Raw genomic sequence first — 20,244 nt, 5'->3', positions numbered from 1 at the left:
TGCGGTGCCAGGTTTTATAAGTCACCTCTGAGAAGGAACTTGATTGTGATGGATGCATTTGTACGTACCGGGCCTCTTATGGAAGCGACCAGCTATCCAGAATGGGCTCAAAAGCTGATCCGCGACTGCAGCGAGAGCAAGCGCCGGGTTGTGGAGCATGAAATCTACATACGCATGCGTGATAACACGCTGAGTCCCTCCATCATGCGGTTGTACCTCATTGGCGGATGGCCGGTGGTCGAACAGTTTTCGTTGTACATGGGGCGTAATCTTGGGAAAACCCGTTATGGGCGTCATCCTGGCGAAGACATGGCCCGCCGGTGGCTGATCCGCAATATTCGGGTTGAACTCAACCATGCGGATTACTGGGTCAACTGGGCACATGCTCACGGAGTCAGCCTTGCCGACATGAATGGCCAGGACATACCGTCCGAGTTTCAGGCGCTGAACGACTGGTGCTGGCATACCTGCACAGCTGATTCGCTGGCGGTGTCCATGGCCGCGACCAACTATGCCATTGAGGGGGCGGTGGGTGAGTGGGCTGCAATTGTTTGCTCGCAAAATGTTTACGAGGAGTCGCTGCCGGCAGAGGGTCGCAAGCGCGCCATGAAATGGCTGAAGATGCATGCCCAGTATGATGATGAGCACCCTTGGGAGGCTTTGGAGATTATTTGCACGCTGGCGGGGATGAATCCGAGTGAAGCGTTGCAAGCCGAGCTGCGCAAAGCGGTTTGCAAGAGCTATGACTTCCAGTATCTGTTTTTGCAAAGCTGTCTGCAGTATGAAAAAAAGCCGGTCGTGCGCAAGCGGCCGGAATTGGCTGAAGGCTGATTCCTCGCGATTGATTTGCCCTGGATTATAAAAAACCGCCGGTGGCGTTTATTCGCTATCGGCGGTTTTTTATGTGTAGCAATCGGTTATTGGGCGTTGAACGCCTGGCCGTTTACGCCAGTGCTGTCGGGCCCCATCAGGTACAGGTAAACCGGCATGATGGCTTGAGGCTCCGGATTGTTTTGCGGGTTCTCTCCCGGGTATGCCATTGCGCGCATGCTGGTGCGGGTGGCTCCCGGGTTAATGCTGTTGGAGCGTACGGCTGCCACGCCATCGACTTCGTCAGCCAGGGTCTGCATCAGGCCTTCGGTGGCAAACTTCGATACGCCGTAAGCCCCCCAGTAGGCGCGGCCTTTACGCCCGACGCTGCTGGAAGTGAAAATGACCGAGGCGTCCTGCGACAATTTAAGCAGTGGCAGCAGGGTGCTGGTGAGCATAAACATGGCGTTTACGTTCACCTGCATGACACGCATGAAGTTCTCCCCCGACAGCTGCTCCAGAGGGGTCCGCGGGCCAATGATCGAGGCATTGTGCAATAGCCCGTCAAGATGGCCGAACTCGCTTTCGATCATGGCGGCCAGTTCATCGTATTGATGAGGCTGGGCGGTTTCGAGATTGAAAGGAATAACCGCAGGTTGCGGGTGACCGGCGGCTTCTATTTCGTCATATACCTGGCTCAGATTGGCCTCGGTTTTACCCAGCAGCAGTACGGTTGCGCCGTGCGCTGCATAGGTTTTTGCTGCTGCCGCGCCGATGCCGCGACCAGCACCGGTAACCAGAATCACCCGGCCCTGAAGCAGGTCGGGGCGGGCGGAATAATCAAACATAAAGAACCTCAACACAAATCAAAGATCGTTCTGCGCTCGCGGTCAGCAGCTGCACACCGCGTTATCCAGCACTTTGCGCAACTCGCTTGGGTGATCGACCACTACGTCGGCGCCCCAGTGGTCGGGGTTGTCGTCGGGGTGGATGTAGCCAAAGCGTACAGCGGCGGTCTTGGTGCCGGCATCGCGGCCAGACTCTATGTCGCGCAAGTCATCACCTACAAACAGAACGCTGGCCGGGTCAAGGTTGAGCATTTTGCAGGCGAGAATCATGGGTTCAGGGTCGGGTTTGCTGCGGCTCACGTGGTCCGGGCAGATCAATACCGCCGAGCGCTCAGCCAGGCCCAGTCGTTCCATGATCGGTTGAGCAAAGCGTACCGGCTTGTTGGTTACCACACCCCACACCAGATGGGCTTTTTCAATATCGCTCAGCAATTGTTCCATGCCATCAAACAGCTTGGTGTGTACCGCACAATCCTGCTGATAACGTTCGAGGAACTCAAGGCGCAGTGCTTCGAACCCGGGTGCTTCAGGATCCATGCCGAACGTTACGGCGACCATGGCGCGTGCGCCCCCGGAGATCTCGTCGCGTATCAGTTTGTCGGCAACGGGTGCCAGCCCGCGTTCTGCCCGCATGGCCTGGCAGATGGCGATAAAGTCCGGAGCGGTATCGAGCAGGGTGCCGTCCATGTCAAAAAGAACTGCTCTTAAGCGCATGGGTTACTCCTCGCGTAGGGTCTGGATCATGTAGTTGACGTCGACATCGGCGGCCAGCTTGTAGTGCTTAGTGAGCGGGTTGTAGGTCAGGCCAATGATGTCCTTGACGCTCAGGCCGGCCTGGCGGCTCCAGGCACCCAGTTCGGAAGGGCGGATGAACTTCTTGAAATCATGAGTCCCGCGCGGGATCAGCTTCATGATGTATTCCGCGCCGATAATCGCGAACAGATACGATTTCGGGTTGCGGTTGATGGTCGAGAAGAACACCTGGCCGCCCGGCTTGACCATGCGGTAGCAGGCGCGGATCACCGATGCCGGATCAGGCACGTGCTCGAGCATTTCAAGGCAAGTCACAACATCGAACTGCCCGGGCATTTCGACGGACAGTTCTTCGGCAGTGATCTGGCGGTATTCAACATTCACGCCGGATTCGAGCTGATGAAGTTTGGCCACGGCCAGCGGGGCTTCGCCCATGTCAATGCCCGTTACGGTTGCGCCGCGCTGTGCCATGGACTCGCTGAGAATGCCGCCACCGCAACCGACATCGAGCACTTTTTTGCCGGCCAGTTGCACACGCTCGTCAATCCAGTTGAGGCGCAGCGGGTTGATGTCGTGCAGGGGTTTGAACTCGCTTTCACGATCCCACCAGCGATGGGCAAGCGCTTCGAATTTAGCGATCTCGGCGTGGTCAACGTTGCTCATGGGTAAATCCTCTAAAGCTGAAAAATCCTGGTATTACTTCGGGCGCAGGCCTGAAGGTTTTGAATCAATGCGTCTGGCTGCTGATGCGCTGGCCCCAGGCCTGGGCGGTTGCGCAGAGTTGCGGCTCGTCCATTCGGGTCAGTTTGCCATCATCGAGCAATTGTTTGCCCCCGACCCACAGGTGTTTTACGCAATCGCGGCCGGTGGCGTAGATCAGTTGCGATACAGGGTCATAAATCGGTTGCTGGGCCAGCCCGCTCAGGTCGAAAGCTACCAGGTCTGCGGCTTTGCCAGGCTCGATTGAGCCGATTTCGTTATCCAGCCCCAGTGCCCGGGCCCCGTTAAGGGTTGCCATGCGCAATGCGCGATGTGCATCCAGTGCTGTGGCCGAGCCGGCGACGGCTTTGGCCAGCAAGGCGGCTGTACGGGTTTCGCCCAGCAGGTCCAGGTCATTATTGCTGGCAGCACCGTCAGTGCCAATCGCCACATTGACCCCTGCCAGCCACAAGCGCTCGACAGGGCAAAAGCCGCTGGCCAGTTTGAGGTTGGATTCGGGGCAATGGATCACACTGGCGTTGCTTTCTACCAGCATTGTCAGGTCGTCATCGCTGATCTGGGTCATGTGGACGGCCTGAAAGCGGGGTCCCAGCAAACCCAGGCGGGCAAGGCGAGCCAGCGGGCGCTCGCCATGTTGCTCAACAGCCTGCTGCACCTCGAAGGCAGTTTCGTGTACGTGCATCTGAATTGCCGCATCAAGCTCATCGGCCATTACCCGGACTTTTTCCAGGTTCTCGTCGCCTACCGTGTAGGGGGCGTGGGGGCCGAAGGCAATTTTGATTCGCGGGTGATACTTCAGGTCGCCAAACAGCTCGACGGCCTGGCGCAGTGCTTCATCAGCAGAGCTGGCGCCAGGAATCGGAAAGTCGAGAATCGGAATGGCGATTTGTGCACGAATGCCGCTGTTGTGCACCCGCTCGCTGGCGGTCTTGGGGTAAAAATACATGTCACTGAAACAGGTAATGCCGCCCTTGAGTTGCTCGGCGATGGCCAGATCGGTGCCGTCGCGCACGAAGTCTTCATCTACCCACTTGGCTTCTGCGGGCCAGATATGCTGCTCCAGCCACGTCATCAGCGGCAGGTCATCGGCCATCCCGCGGAACAGGGTCATGGCCGCATGGCCATGGGCATTGATCAGGCCGGGGCTTAGCAGCATGCCAGGCAGTTCGCGGGTTTCGCTGGCGGCATGTTTCAAGGCTTCGAGGCGTGGGCCAATGAATACGATGCGTCCGTCCCTGATACCGGCGCCATGTTCCTTGAGCACAACCCCGGCGGGCTCTACGGGTACCAGCCAGGTCGGCAGCAGCAGCAGATCGAGGTGCAGGGGCGGGGTGGGCATCGAAAACGGCTTCCAGTGCAATGTCAAAAGGAGGCGAAGTATACCCGAGCGTCTTAAAGGTGGGCTCGCTATAATCGGCGGCTTTGTATCTGTGTGATAGGGGAAAGCATGCGCGATCGACTGTTGGCGGCGGAAAAGGTAAAAGCCATCGATTGGCGGGGTGAGGCCCTGTATCTGCTGGATCAGCGTAGCTTGCCTTTTGATGAGACGTGGCTGGCCTGTACCGGTGCGCAAGAGGTTGCCCGGGCGATTCGCGAAATGGTTGTGTGCGGTGCTCCGGCGATCGGCATTGCCGCAGCCTATGGCGTGGTGTTGGCGGCTCGCGTGCGAAAGGCCGCAGGCGGTGATTGGGTGGCGGCGCTGGAGGAAGATTTCGCACTGTTGGCGGACTCACAGCCCACTGCAATGAATTTGCTCTTGGCGCTTAATCGCATGCGTGACCGATTGACACGTGCCAAAGGTAATGCCGATGTTCTGCAGATACTGGAGGCTGAGGCGTTAGCCATTCATGAAAGTGATCGTGAGGCCAATCTGACCATGGCGCAGTTGGGTGTCGATGTGATCCGTCGTCATCAGGGCAACGCTCAGACTGTGTTGACCCACAGCAATGCCGGTGCGCTGGCCACTGGTGGTTTTGGCACGGCGCTGGGAGTGATTCGCGGTGCCTGGCTGGAGGGCATGATCGAGCAGGTTTATGCCGACGAAACCCGGCCCGGGCTGGAGGGCGCGCGACTCACAGCCTGGGAGTTGGCGAACGAAGGCATTCCGGTGGTGCTCAATGTGGACTCGGCTGCGGCACACATCATGAAAACCAAGGGGGCGACCTGGGTGATAGTGGGCGCTGACCGAATCGCGGCCAATGGCGATGTGGCAAACAGGATTGGTACCTATCAGCTGGCGGTAAATGCCATGCATCACGGCGTACGCTTCATGGTGGTAGCGCCCAGTTCGACCATCGATATGGAGCTGACCAGTGGTGACGACATCCCTGTTGAGGAGCGTGAGGGGAGTGAGTTGCTTGAGGTCGGTGGTAAGCCTGTTGCTGCGCAGGTGCAGGCATTCAACCCGGTATTTGATGTGACGCCGGCCGATCTGATTGATGTGCTTGTGACCGAGAAGGGCATAGTTGAACGCCCGGATGCGGCCAAGATGGCGCAATTGATGTGTCGCAAGCGCTTGCACTGAGGCGTTCTTGTAGTTGCCGGAGAAGGGTGGCGAAGCTGCCCTTTTTTTGCAGGCTGTTCGGACTTTAACATCGCCTTCGCCAGGAGCTGCGCAATCGCTCTCTTTATCCCTTCAATCGCTTCCAGAGCCTCTCTGGACACGCTCAGGCCCATCACCTGGCCAATTACTATGCTCCATGCGCGTCTGGGGGATAGGTGCGTGGCGGCGATTGTGATAACATTCGGCGGTTTCCAGGGTAGTCCGCAAGGGTTGCCCTTACTGCGCAAATCCGTGTCATAACTCGTTGATTTGTCGTAAGTCGCTGCATGACACGTGGTCAGCAGCGGCGAGCTTCGTTCGTCCCGAATGGATGTGGCGAAGTTTCACCCGAAAAAGGAATCAGGCTTCTCATGGGCGAACTGGCCAAAGAAATCCTCCCGGTCAATATCGAAGACGAGCTGAAACAGTCCTACCTCGACTACGCAATGAGCGTAATTGTCGGGCGGGCACTGCCTGATGCACGCGATGGCTTGAAGCCCGTGCACCGGCGTGTGCTGTTTGCGATGAGCGAACTGAACAACGACTGGAACAAGCCGTACAAGAAATCTGCCCGTGTGGTCGGTGACGTAATCGGTAAGTATCACCCGCATGGTGATACCGCGGTTTACGACACCATCGTTCGAATGGCTCAGCCATTCTCCCTGCGCTACCTGCTGGTAGACGGTCAGGGCAACTTCGGTTCGGTCGACGGCGACAACGCTGCGGCCATGCGATACACCGAAGTGCGCATGACCAAGCTGGCCCACGAACTACTGGCCGACTTGCACAAAGAGACCGTGGACTGGGTGCCGAACTACGACGGCACGGAAATGATCCCGGCCGTCATGCCGACCCGCATTCCCAACTTGCTGGTCAACGGCTCCAGCGGTATCGCTGTGGGCATGGCCACCAATATTCCGCCGCACAACCTCGGCGAAGTCATCGACGGTTGCCTGGCGCTGATCGACAACCCGGAGCTGAGCATCGATGAACTGATGCAGTTCATCCCGGGCCCTGACTTCCCGACAGCTGCAATCATCAACGGTCGAGCGGGCATCATTGAAGCCTATCGCACCGGTCGTGGCCGTATTTACATGCGTGCCCGCTCGATGATTGAAGACATCGACAAGGTCGGTGGTCGTCAGCAGATCGTGATCACCGAGCTGCCGTATCAGCTGAACAAGGCGCGTCTGATCGAGAAGATCGCCGAGCTGGTTAAAGAGAAGAAACTCGAAGGCATCACCGAGCTGCGTGACGAGTCCGACAAGGACGGCATGCGTGTTGTAATCGAGCTGCGTCGTGGTGAAGTGCCGGAGGTTATTCTTAATAACCTTTATGCCCAGACCCAGCTGCAAGCCGTGTTCGGTATCAACATCGTTGCGTTGATCGACGGTCGCCCGCGGATCCTGAACCTCAAGGACCTGCTGGAAGCGTTTGTTCGTCACCGTCGTGAAGTGGTTACCCGTCGTACTGTTTTCGAACTGCGTAAAGCCCGCGAGCGTGGTCACATCCTTGAAGGCCAGGCGGTTGCCCTGTCCAACATCGATCCGGTAATCGCGTTGATCAAAGCCTCGCCAACCCCGTCTGAAGCCAAGGAAGCGCTGATCAGCACGCCTTGGGAGTCCAGTGCGGTAGTGGCAATGGTTGAGCGCGCCGGTGCGGATTCGTGCCGCCCTGACAACCTTGATCCGCAATACGGTCTGCGCGAGGGCAAGTACTTCCTGTCGCCAGAGCAGGCCCAAGCCATCCTTGAATTGCGCCTGCACCGTTTGACCGGTCTTGAGCACGAGAAGCTGCTGGCCGAGTACCAGGAAATCCTCAACCAGATCGGTGAGCTGATCCGCATCCTCAATAGCGCAGTGCGCTTGATGGAAGTGATCCGCGAGGAACTGGAAGTCATTCGTGCGGAATACGGCGACGTTCGTCGTACCGAAATTCTGGATCATCGTCTCGATCTGACCCTGGGTGACATGATCCCGGAAGAAGAGCGTGTGGTGACCATCTCCCACGGTGGCTACGCCAAGACTCAGCCGCTGGCTGCGTACCAGGCCCAGCGTCGTGGCGGTAAAGGCAAGTCGGCTACTGGCGTCAAGGATGAGGACTACATTGCTCACCTGCTGGTTGCCAACAGCCACACCACGCTCTTGCTGTTCTCCAGCAAAGGCAAGGTGTACTGGCTCAAAACCTACGAAATCCCTGAGGCATCACGTGCTGCACGGGGTCGTCCGCTGGTTAACCTGCTGCCGTTGGGTGAGGGTGAATACATCACCACCATGCTGCCGGTCGAGGAGTACACCGAGGGCCACTTCATCTTTATGGCCACCGCTAACGGTACCGTGAAGAAGACCCCGCTCGAATCCTTCAGCCGCCAACGCAGCGTGGGCTTGATTGCGCTTGAGCTGGACGAAGGTGACGTGCTGATCAGTGCCGCCATTACCGATGGTGAGCGCGAAGTCATGCTGTTCTCCGATGGCGGCAAGGTGACTCGCTTTAAAGAGTCTGACGTGCGGGCCATGGGTCGTACTGCCCGCGGTGTACGCGGCATGCGTCTGCCAGAAGGTCAGAAGCTGATTTCGATGCTGATTCCTGAAGAGGGCAGCCAGATCCTCACCGCTTCGGCGCGCGGTTATGGCAAGCGGACCGCGATCAGCGAGTTCCCTGAGTACAAGCGTGGCGGTCAGGGTGTTATTGCCATGGTCAGCAACGACCGTAACGGCCGTCTGGTCGGTGCAGTCCAGGTGCTTGATGGCGAAGAGATCATGCTGATCTCCGATCAGGGCACGCTGGTGCGTACTCGTGTCGATGAGGTATCGAGCCTGGGTCGTAATACTCAGGGCGTCACCTTGATCAAGTTGGCCAGCGATGAAACGCTGGTCGGCCTGGAGCGGGTTCAGGAACCGTCGGAAGTCGAGGGTGAAGAGCTTGAAGGTGAAGTCGATGGTGGTGCTGAACTCGATGATGAGGCCATTCACGATGGTCTCGACGACGAGCAGCCGCTAGAGGCTGGCGCTGACGAAGAGCAGCCGCAGGAATAAGCGGGCACACAGGGGGCGGATGAAGATTCGCCCCCTTGTTGTATGTGCAGGAGCGAGCTCGCTCGCGATGACTGACTAACTGTCAATGCTGACTGTTACACCGCTATCGCAAGCGCGCCCCCGCATTGAGCACTGTATTGATAATTGATTTATTGCGTGACCCACCAAATCAGAGCGAGAGTGGATGTGAGCAAACGAGCCTATAACTTCTGCGCAGGTCCTGCTGCGCTTCCTGAAGCTGTCCTGTTGCGTGCCCAGTCCGAGTTGCTCGACTGGCATGGCAAGGGCCTCTCGGTCATGGAGATGAGCCATCGTAGTGATGAGTTCGTGTCCATCGCGACCAAGGCTGAGCAGGATCTGCGTGACCTGCTGTCTATTCCCTCGAACTATAAAGTCCTGTTTCTGCAGGGTGGCGCAAGCCAGCAATTTGCCCAGATTCCACTGAATCTGCTGCCTGAAAATGGCAAGGCGGATTACATCGATACCGGCATCTGGTCGCAAAAAGCCATTGAAGAAGGTTCGCGCTTTGGCCACATCAACGTGGCAGCGAGCGCCAAGCCTTACGATTACTTCGCAATTCCCGGTCAGAACGAGTGGAATCTGTCGAAAGACGCGGCCTACGTTCATTACGCGCCGAATGAAACCATTGGTGGCCTGGAGTTCGACTGGATCCCGCAAACGGGTGATGTGCCGTTGGTTGCTGACATGTCCTCCGACATTTTGTCGCGTCCGGTTGATATCTCCCGCTTCGGCATGATCTACGCAGGGGCCCAGAAAAACATCGGGCCGAGCGGTATTGTGGTCAATATCATTCGTGAAGACTTGCTGGGCAGGGCGCGATCGATTTGCCCGACGATGCTCGATTACAAAGTGGCGGCAGATAACGGCTCCATGTACAACACGCCTCCGACACTGGCCTGGTATCTGTCCGGTCTGGTGTTTGAGTGGCTCAAAGAGCAGGGTGGTGTTGAAGCCATCGGCAGGCTTAACGAAATCAAGAAACGCACCCTGTATGACTTCATCGACGCTAGCGGCCTGTACAGCAACCCGATCAACAAGTCGGATCGCTCATGGATGAACGTGCCGTTCCGTCTGGCGGACGATCGTCTGGACAAGCCATTCCTGGTGGGTGCTGAAGCTCGCGGGCTGCTGAACCTAAAAGGGCATCGCTCGGTGGGTGGCATGCGGGCTTCTATCTATAACGCTGTGGACATCACCGCGGTTAACGCGTTGGTGGCTTACATGGCAGAGTTCGAGAAGGAACACGGCTAATGTCCGAGCAAGAACTCAAGGCGCTGCGCGTGCGCATCGACAGCCTGGACGAAAAGGTTCTGGAGCTGATCAGTGAGCGTGCCCGCTGCGCCCAGGAAGTGGCGCGGGTAAAAATGGCCACCCTGGCTGAAGGCGAAGTTCCGGTATTTTATCGGCCTGAGCGTGAGGCGCAGGTGCTCAAGCGTGTGATGGAACGCAATAAAGGCCCGTTGGGCAATGAAGAGATGGCGCGTCTGTTCCGCGAAATCATGTCTTCGTGCCTGGCGCTGGAGCAGCCACTGAAAGTGGCCTACCTCGGACCTGAAGGTACCTTTACTCAAGCTGCGGCAATGAAGCACTTTGGTCATGCTGTTATCAGCAAGCCGATGGCTGCGATCGATGAGGTATTCCGCGAAGTGGCGGCGGGTGCCGTCAACTTTGGTGTGGTGCCTGTGGAGAACTCCACCGAAGGTGCCGTGAACCACACGCTGGACAGCTTTCTCGAACACGACATGGTGATCTGTGGCGAAGTTGAGCTGCGGATTCACCATCACCTCCTGGTGGGTGAAAACACCAAGACCGACAGCATCAGTCGTATCTACTCCCACGCCCAGTCGTTGGCCCAGTGCCGCAAATGGCTGGACGCGCATTATCCGAACGTCGAGCGTGTTGCGGTTTCGAGCAATGCCGAGGCGGCCAAGCGGGTCAAGGGTGAGTGGAACTCGGCAGCGATTGCTGGCGATATGGCAGCAGGCCTCTATGGCCTGACCCGGCTGGCTGAAAAAATTGAAGATCGTCCGGACAACTCAACGCGTTTCTTGATGATCGGCAGTCAGGAGGTGCCGCCGACGGGTGATGACAAGACATCGATTATTGTATCGATGAGTAACCGTCCTGGTGCTTTGCACGAGTTGCTGGTGCCGTTCCATGAAAACGGGATCGACCTGACGCGTATCGAGACGCGTCCTTCGCGTAGCGGTAAATGGACCTATGTATTCTTTATCGACTTTGCCGGCCATCACCGCGACCCACTGGTCAAAAGTGTGCTCGAGCAAATCAGCCAAGAAGCAGTGGCACTTAAAGTGTTGGGTTCCTACCCGAAAGCGGTTCTCTGAGGCGGTCATACATGAGCGGTGATTTTCTCGCCCTGGCGCAGCCGGGCGTACAACAACTTTCGCCTTACGTCCCGGGCAAGCCTGTGGACGAACTGGCGCGAGAGCTGGGCATAGACCCGGCAACCATCGTCAAACTGGCCAGCAATGAAAATCCTATGGGTGCGAGCCCGAAGGCGTTGCAAGCCATTCGTGACGAGTTGGCCGAACTGACGCGTTATCCGGATGGCAACGGTTTTGCCCTCAAGAGCTTGTTGGCTGAGCGTTGCGGCGTGCAGCTTGATCAGGTGACGCTGGGTAACGGCTCCAACGACATTCTGGAGCTGGTAGCGCGGGCCTACCTGGCGCCGGGCCTGAATGCCGTGTTCAGTGAGCATGCATTTGCGGTGTATCCGATTGTGACCCAGGCCGTAGGCGCGCAGGCAAAAGTTGTACCGGCCAAGGACTGGGGGCATGACTTGCCTGCAATGCTTGAGGCGATTGACAGTGATACCCGCGTGGTTTTCATTGCCAATCCGAATAACCCTACAGGAACCTGGTTTGGTGTGGATGCACTGAACGAGTTTTTGCAGGATGTGCCTGAGCGGGTTCTGGTCGTGCTGGACGAGGCCTATATCGAATACGCTGAAGGTGGCGAGCTGCCTGACGGTCTCGAGTTTCTCTCGGCTTATCCTAATCTTCTGGTTTCTCGTACCTTCTCCAAAGCTTATGGTCTGGCTGCCTTGCGCGTCGGCTATGGTCTGTCGACGCCTGTGGTGGCGGACGTGTTGAATCGGGTTCGCCAGCCTTTCAATGTCAATAGCCTGGCGTTGGCGGCGGCTTGTGCCGCACTGCAGGATGCAGACTACCTGGCTGAAAGCCGCCGCCTTAACGAGGCCGGCATGCAGCAGTTGCAGGACGGCTTTCGCGAGCTGGGCCTGGGCTGGATTCCGTCCCGAGGCAACTTTGTTGCGGTAGACCTGGGTCAAGTAGCCGCCCCTGTTTATCAGGGGTTGTTGCGTGAAGGCGTGATTGTGCGTCCGGTGGCCAATTACGGTATGCCGAACCATCTGCGCATCACTATTGGCCTGCCGGCGGAAAACACCCGCCTGCTTGAGGCGCTGGCCAAGGTTCTTGCTCGTGGTTGATGTAATGTCGTTGAAATCTGTAAAGCCTGTAGTGGGGCGTCTGGTTGTGGTCGGGCTGGGTCTGATTGGCGGTTCCTTCGCCAAAGGCATGCGCGAAAGCGGACTGTGCACCGAGGTGGTCGGGGTCGATCTGGACCCTGCATCGCGTGTGCTGGCTGTAGAGTTGGGTGTGGTGGATCGCTGCGAAGCTGATCTTGCAACCGCCTGCTTTGGTGCCGATGTCATTCAGTTGGCGGTGCCGATTCTGGCCATGGAGAAAATGCTCGGCTTGTTGGCGGGTATGGATCTGGGGCATGCAGTATTGACCGATGTGGGCAGCGCCAAAGGTAATGTCGTGCGTGCAGCGACTCAGGCTTTTGGTGCGATGCCGGCACGCTTTGTCCCCGGGCATCCTATTGCCGGGTCGGAGCAAAGTGGCGTCGAAGCTTCTAATGCCAGTCTGTTCGAGCGGCACAAGGTTATTTTGACGCCTGTGGCCGAGACTGATCCTGCGGCGTTGGCCCTGGTAGATACCATGTGGCGAGCCCTGGGGGCAGACGTCGAGCATATGCAGGTCGAGCGTCATGATGAGGTGCTGGCTGCAACCAGTCATTTGCCGCATCTGCTGGCGTTCGGGTTGGTGGACTCTCTTGCCAAGCGCAATGAGAATCTGGATATCTTTCGTTACGCTGCGGGAGGTTTTCGCGATTTCACAAGAATCGCCGGAAGCGACCCGGTAATGTGGCATGACATTTTTCTCGCGAACCGCGAGGCGGTGTTGCGCACATTGGATACATTTCGCAGTGATCTCGACGCCTTGCGCGACGCGGTCGACGCAGGGGACGGGCATCAATTACTGGGCGTCTTTACTCGCGCCCGGGTTGCTCGCGAGCATTTCAGTAAAATCCTGGCCCGCCGGGCATATGTGGACCCTATGAATTCAAATGATCTGATTTTCCTGGCTGAACCAGGTGGCAAAGTAAACGGCCAGATTCGTGTACCGGGTGACAAGTCGATTTCTCACCGCTCAATCATGCTTGGCTCATTGGCTGAAGGCACAACCGAGGTCGAAGGCTTCCTTGAAGGCGAAGACGCTCTGGCAACGCTGCAGGCATTCCGTGACATGGGGGTGGTGATCGAAGGTCCACATCATGGTCGTGTCACCATTCATGGAGTAGGTCTGCACGGTTTGAAAGCTCCGCCAGGCCCGATTTACCTGGGTAACTCCGGTACTTCGATGCGTCTGTTGTCGGGCTTGCTGGCTGCGCAGAGCTTTGACACAACGTTGACCGGCGATGCCTCGCTGAGCAAGCGCCCGATGAATCGCGTGGCTAACCCGCTGCGTGAAATGGGTGCGGTGATTGAAACTGCTGCTGAAGGTCGTCCGCCGATGACTATTCGTGGCGGGCATACGCTCAAGGGGATGGATTACACCCTGCCGATGGCCAGTGCCCAGGTTAAATCCTGTCTGCTGCTGGCCGGTTTGTATGCTGAAGGCAAAACCTCCGTTACTGAGCCTGCGCCCACTCGCGACCATACCGAGCGCATGCTGCGTGGTTTTGGCTATCCGGTCAGTGTTGAGGGGGCGACAGCCTCGGTCGAGTCGGGTCATAAGCTCACGGCAACCCACATTGAAGTGCCCGGGGATATCTCGTCGTCGGCGTTCTTCCTCGTAGCAGCCTCGATCGCCGAGGGTTCCGATCTGGTGCTGGAGCATGTCGGTATCAACCCGACCCGTACCGGCGTTATCGATATCTTGCGATTGATGGGGGCGGATATCACCCTCGAGAACCAGCGCGAAGTAGGTGGTGAGCCTGTAGCTGATCTGCGTGTGCGCGCAGCCAAACTTAAAGGTATCGAGATTCCTGAAGAGCTGGTGCCATTGGCGATTGATGAATTTCCGGTGCTGTTCGTAGCTGCAGCTGTGGCAGAAGGTCGTACGATCCTGCGCGGTGCTGAAGAGTTACGGGTCAAGGAGTCTGATCGTATTCAGGTCATGGCTGATGGTCTGCTGACGCTGGGCGTGAAATGCGAGCCGACCCCGGATGGCATCATTATTGATGGCGGCTCCATTGGAGGCGGTGAAGTTCATGGTCATGGCGACCACCGCATTGCGATGGCATTCAGTATTGCTTCGCTGCGAGCCACGGCTCCTATCCGTATCCATGATTGTGCCAATGTCGCGACCTCGTTCCCTAACTTCCTTGCCCTGTGCAAGCAAGTAGGCATTCGAGTGGCGCAAGAGGCGCAGTCGTGATTGCCCCGGCGCCGGTTATCACCATCGACGGTCCTAGTGGTTCGGGCAAGGGTACCGTTGCCGGTATCCTGGCCAAGCGTCTGGGGTGGAATTTGCTCGATTCTGGTGCCTTGTACCGCTTGCTCGCGTTTGCCGCGACTAATCATGGTGTTGCGCTGGATAACGAGCCGCTGCTCGAAAAACTGGCTGCACATCTTGATGTGCAGTTCGTCGGAGCGACGGACGGCAAGCCTGCGCGCATTGTCCTGGAAGGTGATGACGTCACTCACGCCATTCGCAGTGAGACTGTAGCTGCGGGAGCCTCGAAAGTAGCGGCGTTACCCGCTGTGCGAGAGGCTTTGCTGCAACGTCAGCGTGCATTTCAGGAGTTTCCCGGTCTGGTTGCAGATGGTCGCGACATGGGTACGGTGGTTTTTCCGGACTCGCCGCTGAAGGTATTTCTGACGGCTAGCGCCGAGGAAAGGGCCCGTCGCCGTTACTTGCAGTTGAAGGCCAAGGGCGATGATGTTAGTCTCTCGGGTCTGCTAGATGAGATACGTGCCCGCGATGAGCGTGACACGCAGCGTGCAATAGCCCCGCTTAAACCGGCGGCTGATGCGATACAGCTGGACTCCACGGAGTTGTCGATCGATCAGGTGCTTGAAAAAATCATGAGTGAAATCGCACTTCGCGATATCGCTGGATGACCAAGAAAGCGTGCAGGAGACCAGAAATAGTCCTGCGTGCCTTCTTTTATATGAACGTAACCCACATTGTCTGGAATGTGGCAGATGGGCGTATCCTTCGCCCTTGATCAACAGGAATTAAAATGAGCGAAAGCTTTGCAGAACTCTTTGAAGAAAGCCTAAAAACCCTGAATCTTCAGGCTGGCTCTATCATCACCGCTATCATCGTTGATATCGATTACCAAGCTGGTTGGGTAACCGTTCACGCTGGTTTGAAGTCTGAAGGCCTCATCCCGCTGGAACAGTTCCACAACGACGCTGGCGAACTGAACATCAACATCGGTGATGAAGTTCACGTTGCGCTGGACGCGGTCGAAGACGGCTTTGGCGAAACCAAACTGTCCCGTGAAAAAGCCAAGCGCGCTGAATGCTGGATCGTTCTGGAAGCAGCCTTCGCAGCAGAAGAAGTTGTCAAGGGCGTTATCAACGGTAAGGTTAAAGGCGGCTTCACTGTCGACGTTAACGGCATCCGTGCGTTCCTGCCAGGTTCTCTGGTTGACGTTCGTCCAGTGCGCGATACTACGCACCTGGAAGGCAAAGAGCTGGAATTCAAAGTTATCAAGCTGGACCAGAAGCGCAACAACGTTGTTGTTTCTCGTCGTAGCGTGCTTGAAGCAGAGAACTCGGCCGAGCGCGAAGCTCTGCTGGAATCCTTGCAAGAAGGTCAGCAAGTTAAAGGTATCGTCAAAAACCTCACGGATTACGGCGCATTCGTCGATCTGGGCGGTGTTGATGGCCTGTTGCACATCACTGACATGGCTTGGAAGCGTATCAAGCATCCTTCCGAAATCGTCAACGTTGGCGACGAGATCGATGTCAAGGTTCTGAAGTACGATCGCGAACGCAATCGTGTTTCCCTGGGCCTGAAGCAACTGGGCGAAGATCCATGGGTTGCTATCAAAGCCCGTTACCCAGAAGGTACTCGCGTTACCGCTCGTGTTACCAACCTGACCGACTACGGCTGCTTCGCTGAGCTGGAAGAGGGCGTTGAAGGTCTGGTACACGTTTCCGAAATGGACTGGACCAACAAAAACATCCACCCTTCGAAAGTCGTACAAGTCGGCGACGAAGTGGAAGTTATGGTTCTGGACATCGACGAAGAGCGTCGTCGTATCTCCCTCGGCATCAAGCAGTGCAAATCTAACCCATGGGAAGATTTCTCTGGCCAGTTCAATAAGGGCGATAAAATCTCCGGCACCATCAAGTCGATCACCGATTTCGGTATCTTCATTGGTCTGGACGGCGGCATCGACGGCCTGGTTCACCTGTCCGACATTTCCTGGAACGAAGTTGGCGAAGAAGCCGTACGTCGTTTCAAGAAGGGCGACGAGTTGGACACCGTTATCCTGTCTGTTGATCCAGAGCGCGAGCGCATCTCCCTGGGTATCAAGCAGCTGGAAAGCGATCCGTTCTCCGAGTACGTACAAGAGAACGACAAAGGCGCAATCGTTAAGGGCATCGTGAAAGAAGTTGACGCTAAAGGCGCCATCATCACTTTGGCTCCGGATATCGAAGCAACTCTGAAAGCCTCCGAAATCAGCCGTGACCGCATCGAAGATGCACGTAACGTTCTGAAAGAAGGCGAAGAAGTAGAAGCCAAGATCATCAGCGTTGATCGCAAAAGCCGCGTAATCCAATTGTCCATCAAGTCGAAAGACGTTGAAGACGAGAAGGAAGCAATTCAGAGCCTGCGCGACAAGCCAGCTACCTCTGAGCCTGCTGCTGGTCCGACCACTCTGGGCGACCTGCTGCGTGCACAAATGGAAAAACAGAACTAAGTTCTGATTTACCATAAAAAAAGGGCGACTTAGGTCGCCCTTTTTTGTGCCTTTAATTTGAGCTCGTTAGCACAATGTCCCGCTATCTCGACCACGAAGTCTGGCTGGTCTGTGATGACGTGCTAGGGCTTGTCGGTGCAAGTACTGCCATCGTGCACAGCTTGAAGTGTCGTATTGCGCAAGCCTGCTGGGAAGAGCGGCTGTAACGCCTGTGGCGGGGGTGATGGCTCATAGGCTTGCGGCCAAGCCTGTTTTTGTAATCTGCTGGCTGTTTGGCATGGCGGTGCTGTCGGTAGAGATAAGTCAATCCCTGGGCTGTTCAAATTCTTTCGATCATGCTAAAACCTTTGAAGCGCTGATCTAGCTGCTTGAAAAAGAAGGGAAAAATATGACGAAGTCGGAGTTGATCGAACGAATTGTCACCCATCAAGGGCTACTTTCATCCAAGGATGTAGAGTTGGCTATCAAGACCATGCTTGAACAAATGTCCCAGTGCCTCGCAACCGGAGATCGAATCGAAATCCGTGGTTTTGGCAGCTTCTCGCTACACTATCGAGCGCCGCGAGTTGGGCGTAATCCAAAGACCGGTCAGTCAGTCAGTCTCGATGGTAAATTTGTTCCTCATTTCAAGCCGGGCAAAGAGCTTCGGGATCGCGTTAATGAAGATGAGGAAGACGACCTTTAACCCTTAAGGATATAGGAGCCTCATATGCGTGACTTTAAGCGTGTGGTGCTGGTGGTATTTGGGCTCGTGGTAGTTCTGGGGACGGTAATCTTCATCCTTGAAAACCAGCAGCCAACCTCGCTGATGTTTCTCGGGTGGCGATCTGCAGAACTGCCGGTCTCGTTGATTTTTATAGTCGCGCTGCTATTGGGAATGGCTGTAGGTCCCGTAATGGGGTTTGTAGCCTATAAACGAAAAGCTGCGAAGCTAAAACGCAGCTTATTGGCCCATTCCTAAGTATTTCGGATTTCACACGGTAGGTGTGAATCGCCTGTTTTTCACGGCAATGTGGCTGGGCGAGTGTTCAGCCATTGGTTGATCGGTCTAGTGCCAATGGCAACCGTAAAAATTTTGTAGATGCCAGAAAGCTCTTTCAGTTTGTTAGGCTTGTATAGTTTCGAGATGCTGACAAAATGCTTTTAATTCTCGATTTCCAGCTATTTTTATGCTCCTTCAGGTGCGCATGATGCTTAAGCCTGAAGTTACACGGCCATGTCCACGCGCATGAAAATCGCTGCATAACGAGCCCGCAGTTTCTTTTGAAGGCAGGTCTTGGTTGTGAGTAGTATTTCCCGTATCCCTAATGCTCATTCGCCTAATGAGGTTGATTTATTCGCCTTGTTTCAAGTGATTTGGCAGCAGAAAAAAACCATCATCTCTACTACTGTTCTGTGTGGTCTGGTCGCTTTGGGCTATGCCTACCTGAGTACGCCTGAATATCAGGTGAGTAGCGTGCTACGCCCAGCAGCCATTAATGAGCTGGATGCACTCAATCGGTCGGGGGTATACACCTTGCCGCCAAGTGAAGCTCTATTAAAAGTGGGCTCCTCGCTCGAGTCCTATGACAATCGGCTGGGATTCTTCAGGGACAACCAAAGCCTATTTTCGCAGTTCAAGCGCCCCGGTCGCACCTTGGAGCAAAGCTTCGAGGACTTTAATCGCGACTCTTTGAAGCTGATACTTCCTGATCCTAAAAAAGCCGATTCTCTCAGTGCTGTGATTGGTCTGGAGCTGAGATACCCCAAGGGCGTGGACGGTGTAAAGATCCTTAATGGCTTTGTCGACTACGCCATAAATGCTGAGCGTGAGCAAATCGCCGCGGACCTCAAGGTAATCGTCAATAACCGTCTGGCTGAGCTTAAAGGCCAAATAGACGCTGCGCGCTCAAGCTATGAGATGGACAAGGAAGCGCGTATAGCCACCCTGATAGAAACTGACAATATTAAGCGTGCGCAACTGCAGGACGAACTTAAGGCATTGCGTCAGCAACTCAAAGTTGGGCGTACTGATCGTATGGCGCAACTGAGCGAGGCTATTGGCATCGCCAGGTCCTTGAACATTCAAAAGCCTACGACCCCCTCGGCGTTGGGTGACTCAGGCCGCACTGGCGAAGCCAGCGGCATGCGGACCGAAATCAACAATCAGCAAATTCCCTTATATTTCATGGGTACAGATGCACTTGAAGCAGAACGAGCAGCCCTTCAGCAGCGAAAAACTGACGATTTCACCGAGGGGCGCATAGCCCAAATTGCCCGTGAGCTGCAACTACTGCAAAGCAACCGTGAAGTAGAAGTGCTTAAGCAGCGCCAAAATGAAGACCTGTTCTTAAGTGGTGTAGAGCCGTTGCGTGCCGAGATCGTGCGTTTGGGGAATTTGAGTAACCTCGATAGCAGCAACATGAAATTAGTCTCAATCGACCGCAAAGCCCTGGAGCCAATGCAGCCAATTAAACCTAAGAAGGCCTTGGTCATACTGTTAGGTTTGTTGCTGGGTGGCATGCTTGGCGTATTGATTGTTTTGGTCAGGTACTTTGTAGCTATGCGTCAGGGGGCAGTACAAATTACGACTGCACCGGGAGTTGTAGATACATGGACGGGCACAGCAACCAGTGGGAAAGCCCTGCCAAACGATAAGAGCTGATGTGGTTTTGGGCGGATGATCGTCCGCCCGGTTTTATGGGGTGGTCGCCGATACTTAAAGCAGCTTCTTAAGCTATTACGGTTGTTTTGGCGCATGAGCAAAGCGCAAAAGTTCATGCTGGCATCCAACGCACGAGACCGGCTTTCTACTGAGTGCGTTGAGGTCCTGAAAATTACTCAGACTAACGTTTCTCGTGCCGGTTGAGTCCCAACTTACGGGGAGCTGTCTTTGGATATCCGGTTCTATGTAGCAACCGGATATTCAGGAAGTTACAGCTCTAGTCCTGGAAAATGCTTTCAAGCTTGAAGTGAGTTCTGATCCACAACACTGCAGTTTAACTGCGACGTCTGCAGTAACCACTCATCGCACTGCCTTTCGAAGCCGGGGAGGGCATTGGCGATGCTTACCCTATCTGTACGTGTCAGACTGTGGAGGGAGAGGCATAAACTTTATTTGTCCAACGCGGAGCCGGACGTTGGTTGCTCCAAGATATTATTTATCGAAAAGGGTGTCTGGATAATTTTTGAACCAAGGCGCAGTTACCAATCATTATGGTTGCCTCTTAGCCTGTCCGGCGACAACAGTGTATTGCTAATACATGGATGGACCGCTAAAGGGCCCCGTCAATCACTGCCAATCAAGCGGCAGGCCATAATCGTTGGT

The 20,244-nt window shown here is 55.8% G+C and carries 16 protein-coding genes; 12 read left to right on the top strand and 4 right to left on the bottom strand.

Going from position 1 to position 20,244, the window contains the following annotated elements:
* The first annotated feature begins 45 nt into the window (after positions 1-45).
* Positions 46-831 (top strand): TenA family transcriptional regulator, encoded by a 786-nt coding sequence (locus ACP7BO_RS12940; RefSeq protein WP_397456203.1) that lies wholly within the window; start codon positions 46-48, stop codon positions 829-831.
* An 86-nt stretch (positions 832-917) separates the two neighbouring features.
* Here ACP7BO_RS12940 and ACP7BO_RS12935 read toward each other — a convergent pair whose 3' ends face one another.
* From ACP7BO_RS12935 to ACP7BO_RS12920, 4 genes are all read right to left on the bottom strand, one after another.
* Positions 918-1,658, bottom strand: coding sequence for a YciK family oxidoreductase (locus ACP7BO_RS12935; RefSeq protein ID WP_426210790.1), 741 nt, complete (start codon positions 1,656-1,658; stop codon positions 918-920).
* Between the two features lie 42 nt (positions 1,659-1,700).
* Entirely contained in the window at positions 1,701-2,372 is a 672-nt protein-coding gene (gene mupP / locus ACP7BO_RS12930) for an N-acetylmuramic acid 6-phosphate phosphatase MupP (RefSeq protein ID WP_060691395.1), read from the bottom strand.
* 3 nt (positions 2,373-2,375) lie between these two features.
* Positions 2,376-3,074, bottom strand: a complete 699-nt coding sequence (gene ubiG, locus ACP7BO_RS12925; RefSeq protein WP_397456206.1) for a bifunctional 2-polyprenyl-6-hydroxyphenol methylase/3-demethylubiquinol 3-O-methyltransferase UbiG — start codon at positions 3,072-3,074, stop codon at positions 2,376-2,378.
* Between the two features lie 64 nt (positions 3,075-3,138).
* Positions 3,139-4,470 (bottom strand): TRZ/ATZ family hydrolase, encoded by a 1,332-nt coding sequence (locus ACP7BO_RS12920; protein WP_426210788.1) that lies wholly within the window; start codon positions 4,468-4,470, stop codon positions 3,139-3,141.
* A 108-nt stretch (positions 4,471-4,578) separates the two neighbouring features.
* On the opposite strand from ACP7BO_RS12920, the gene mtnA reads away from it, so the two are divergent.
* The 11 genes from mtnA to ACP7BO_RS12865 all read left to right on the top strand — a co-directional run bounded on the left by mtnA (position 4,579) and on the right by ACP7BO_RS12865 (position 19,581).
* Entirely contained in the window at positions 4,579-5,655 is a 1,077-nt protein-coding gene (gene mtnA / locus ACP7BO_RS12915) for an S-methyl-5-thioribose-1-phosphate isomerase (RefSeq protein WP_397456208.1), read from the top strand.
* Positions 5,656-6,044: 389 nt separating this feature from the next.
* The gene (gene gyrA / locus ACP7BO_RS12910) at positions 6,045-8,708 is read left to right on the top strand and encodes a DNA gyrase subunit A (RefSeq protein WP_426210786.1); all 2,664 of its coding nucleotides are present in this window, start codon (positions 6,045-6,047) and stop codon (positions 8,706-8,708) included.
* Between the two features lie 186 nt (positions 8,709-8,894).
* A complete protein-coding gene (gene serC / locus ACP7BO_RS12905; RefSeq protein ID WP_426210784.1) occupies positions 8,895-9,980 on the top strand; it encodes a 3-phosphoserine/phosphohydroxythreonine transaminase in 1,086 nt (361 codons plus the stop codon).
* Positions 9,980-11,074 (top strand): prephenate dehydratase, encoded by a 1,095-nt coding sequence (gene pheA, locus ACP7BO_RS12900; RefSeq protein WP_060691400.1) that lies wholly within the window; start codon positions 9,980-9,982, stop codon positions 11,072-11,074. Before serC ends, pheA begins: the two co-directional genes overlap by 1 nt.
* An 11-nt stretch (positions 11,075-11,085) precedes the next feature.
* Positions 11,086-12,198 (top strand): histidinol-phosphate transaminase, encoded by a 1,113-nt coding sequence (hisC, locus tag ACP7BO_RS12895; protein ID WP_426210781.1) that lies wholly within the window; start codon positions 11,086-11,088, stop codon positions 12,196-12,198.
* 4 nt (positions 12,199-12,202) lie between these two features.
* The gene (locus ACP7BO_RS12890; protein ID WP_397456212.1) at positions 12,203-14,434 is read left to right on the top strand and encodes a bifunctional prephenate dehydrogenase/3-phosphoshikimate 1-carboxyvinyltransferase; all 2,232 of its coding nucleotides are present in this window, start codon (positions 12,203-12,205) and stop codon (positions 14,432-14,434) included.
* Positions 14,431-15,120, top strand: a complete 690-nt coding sequence (cmk, locus tag ACP7BO_RS12885) for a (d)CMP kinase (RefSeq protein WP_060691403.1) — start codon at positions 14,431-14,433, stop codon at positions 15,118-15,120. Before ACP7BO_RS12890 ends, cmk begins: the two co-directional genes overlap by 4 nt.
* A gap of 122 nt (positions 15,121-15,242) precedes the next feature.
* The gene (gene rpsA / locus ACP7BO_RS12880; RefSeq protein WP_003447106.1) at positions 15,243-16,937 is read left to right on the top strand and encodes a 30S ribosomal protein S1; all 1,695 of its coding nucleotides are present in this window, start codon (positions 15,243-15,245) and stop codon (positions 16,935-16,937) included.
* A 388-nt stretch (positions 16,938-17,325) separates the two neighbouring features.
* On the top strand, positions 17,326-17,622 hold the full coding sequence (gene ihfB, locus ACP7BO_RS12875; RefSeq protein WP_048365589.1) for an integration host factor subunit beta: 297 nt from the start codon (positions 17,326-17,328) through the stop codon (positions 17,620-17,622).
* Positions 17,623-17,646: 24 nt separating this feature from the next.
* Entirely contained in the window at positions 17,647-17,898 is a 252-nt protein-coding gene (locus tag ACP7BO_RS12870) for a lipopolysaccharide assembly protein LapA domain-containing protein (RefSeq protein WP_426210777.1), read from the top strand.
* 321 nt (positions 17,899-18,219) lie between these two features.
* The gene (locus ACP7BO_RS12865; RefSeq protein WP_426210775.1) at positions 18,220-19,581 is read left to right on the top strand and encodes a Wzz/FepE/Etk N-terminal domain-containing protein; all 1,362 of its coding nucleotides are present in this window, start codon (positions 18,220-18,222) and stop codon (positions 19,579-19,581) included.
* The last annotated feature ends 663 nt before the right edge of the window (positions 19,582-20,244 follow it).

The sequence above is a fragment of the Pseudomonas sp. TWR2-1-1 genome, assembly GCF_049897045.1.
Lineage (GTDB): Bacteria > Pseudomonadota > Gammaproteobacteria > Pseudomonadales > Pseudomonadaceae > Aquipseudomonas > Aquipseudomonas versuta.
The sequence above is the reverse complement of the archived record's forward strand: the minus strand, read 5'-3'. Positions and strand labels throughout refer to the sequence as shown.

Excerpts from the sequence above, each read along its gene's own strand:
- pheA (WP_060691400.1), top strand. The coding sequence starts at position 9,980 with ATGTCCGAGCAAGAACTCAAGGCGCTGCGCGTGCGCATCGACAGCCTG.
- ACP7BO_RS12920 (WP_426210788.1), bottom strand. The coding sequence starts at position 4,470 with ATGCCCACCCCGCCCCTGCACCTCGATCTGCTGCTGCTGCCGACCTGG.
- ubiG (WP_397456206.1), bottom strand. The coding sequence starts at position 3,074 with ATGAGCAACGTTGACCACGCCGAGATCGCTAAATTCGAAGCGCTTGCC.
- mupP (WP_060691395.1), bottom strand. The coding sequence starts at position 2,372 with ATGCGCTTAAGAGCAGTTCTTTTTGACATGGACGGCACCCTGCTCGAT.
- hisC (WP_426210781.1), top strand. The coding sequence starts at position 11,086 with ATGAGCGGTGATTTTCTCGCCCTGGCGCAGCCGGGCGTACAACAACTT.
- ACP7BO_RS12890 (WP_397456212.1), top strand. The coding sequence starts at position 12,203 with ATGTCGTTGAAATCTGTAAAGCCTGTAGTGGGGCGTCTGGTTGTGGTC.
- ACP7BO_RS12870 (WP_426210777.1), top strand. The coding sequence starts at position 17,647 with ATGCGTGACTTTAAGCGTGTGGTGCTGGTGGTATTTGGGCTCGTGGTA.
- ACP7BO_RS12935 (WP_426210790.1), bottom strand. The coding sequence starts at position 1,658 with ATGTTTGATTATTCCGCCCGCCCCGACCTGCTTCAGGGCCGGGTGATT.
- ihfB (WP_048365589.1), top strand. The coding sequence starts at position 17,326 with ATGACGAAGTCGGAGTTGATCGAACGAATTGTCACCCATCAAGGGCTA.
- mtnA (WP_397456208.1), top strand. The coding sequence starts at position 4,579 with ATGCGCGATCGACTGTTGGCGGCGGAAAAGGTAAAAGCCATCGATTGG.
- rpsA (WP_003447106.1), top strand. The coding sequence starts at position 15,243 with ATGAGCGAAAGCTTTGCAGAACTCTTTGAAGAAAGCCTAAAAACCCTG.
- gyrA (WP_426210786.1), top strand. The coding sequence starts at position 6,045 with ATGGGCGAACTGGCCAAAGAAATCCTCCCGGTCAATATCGAAGACGAG.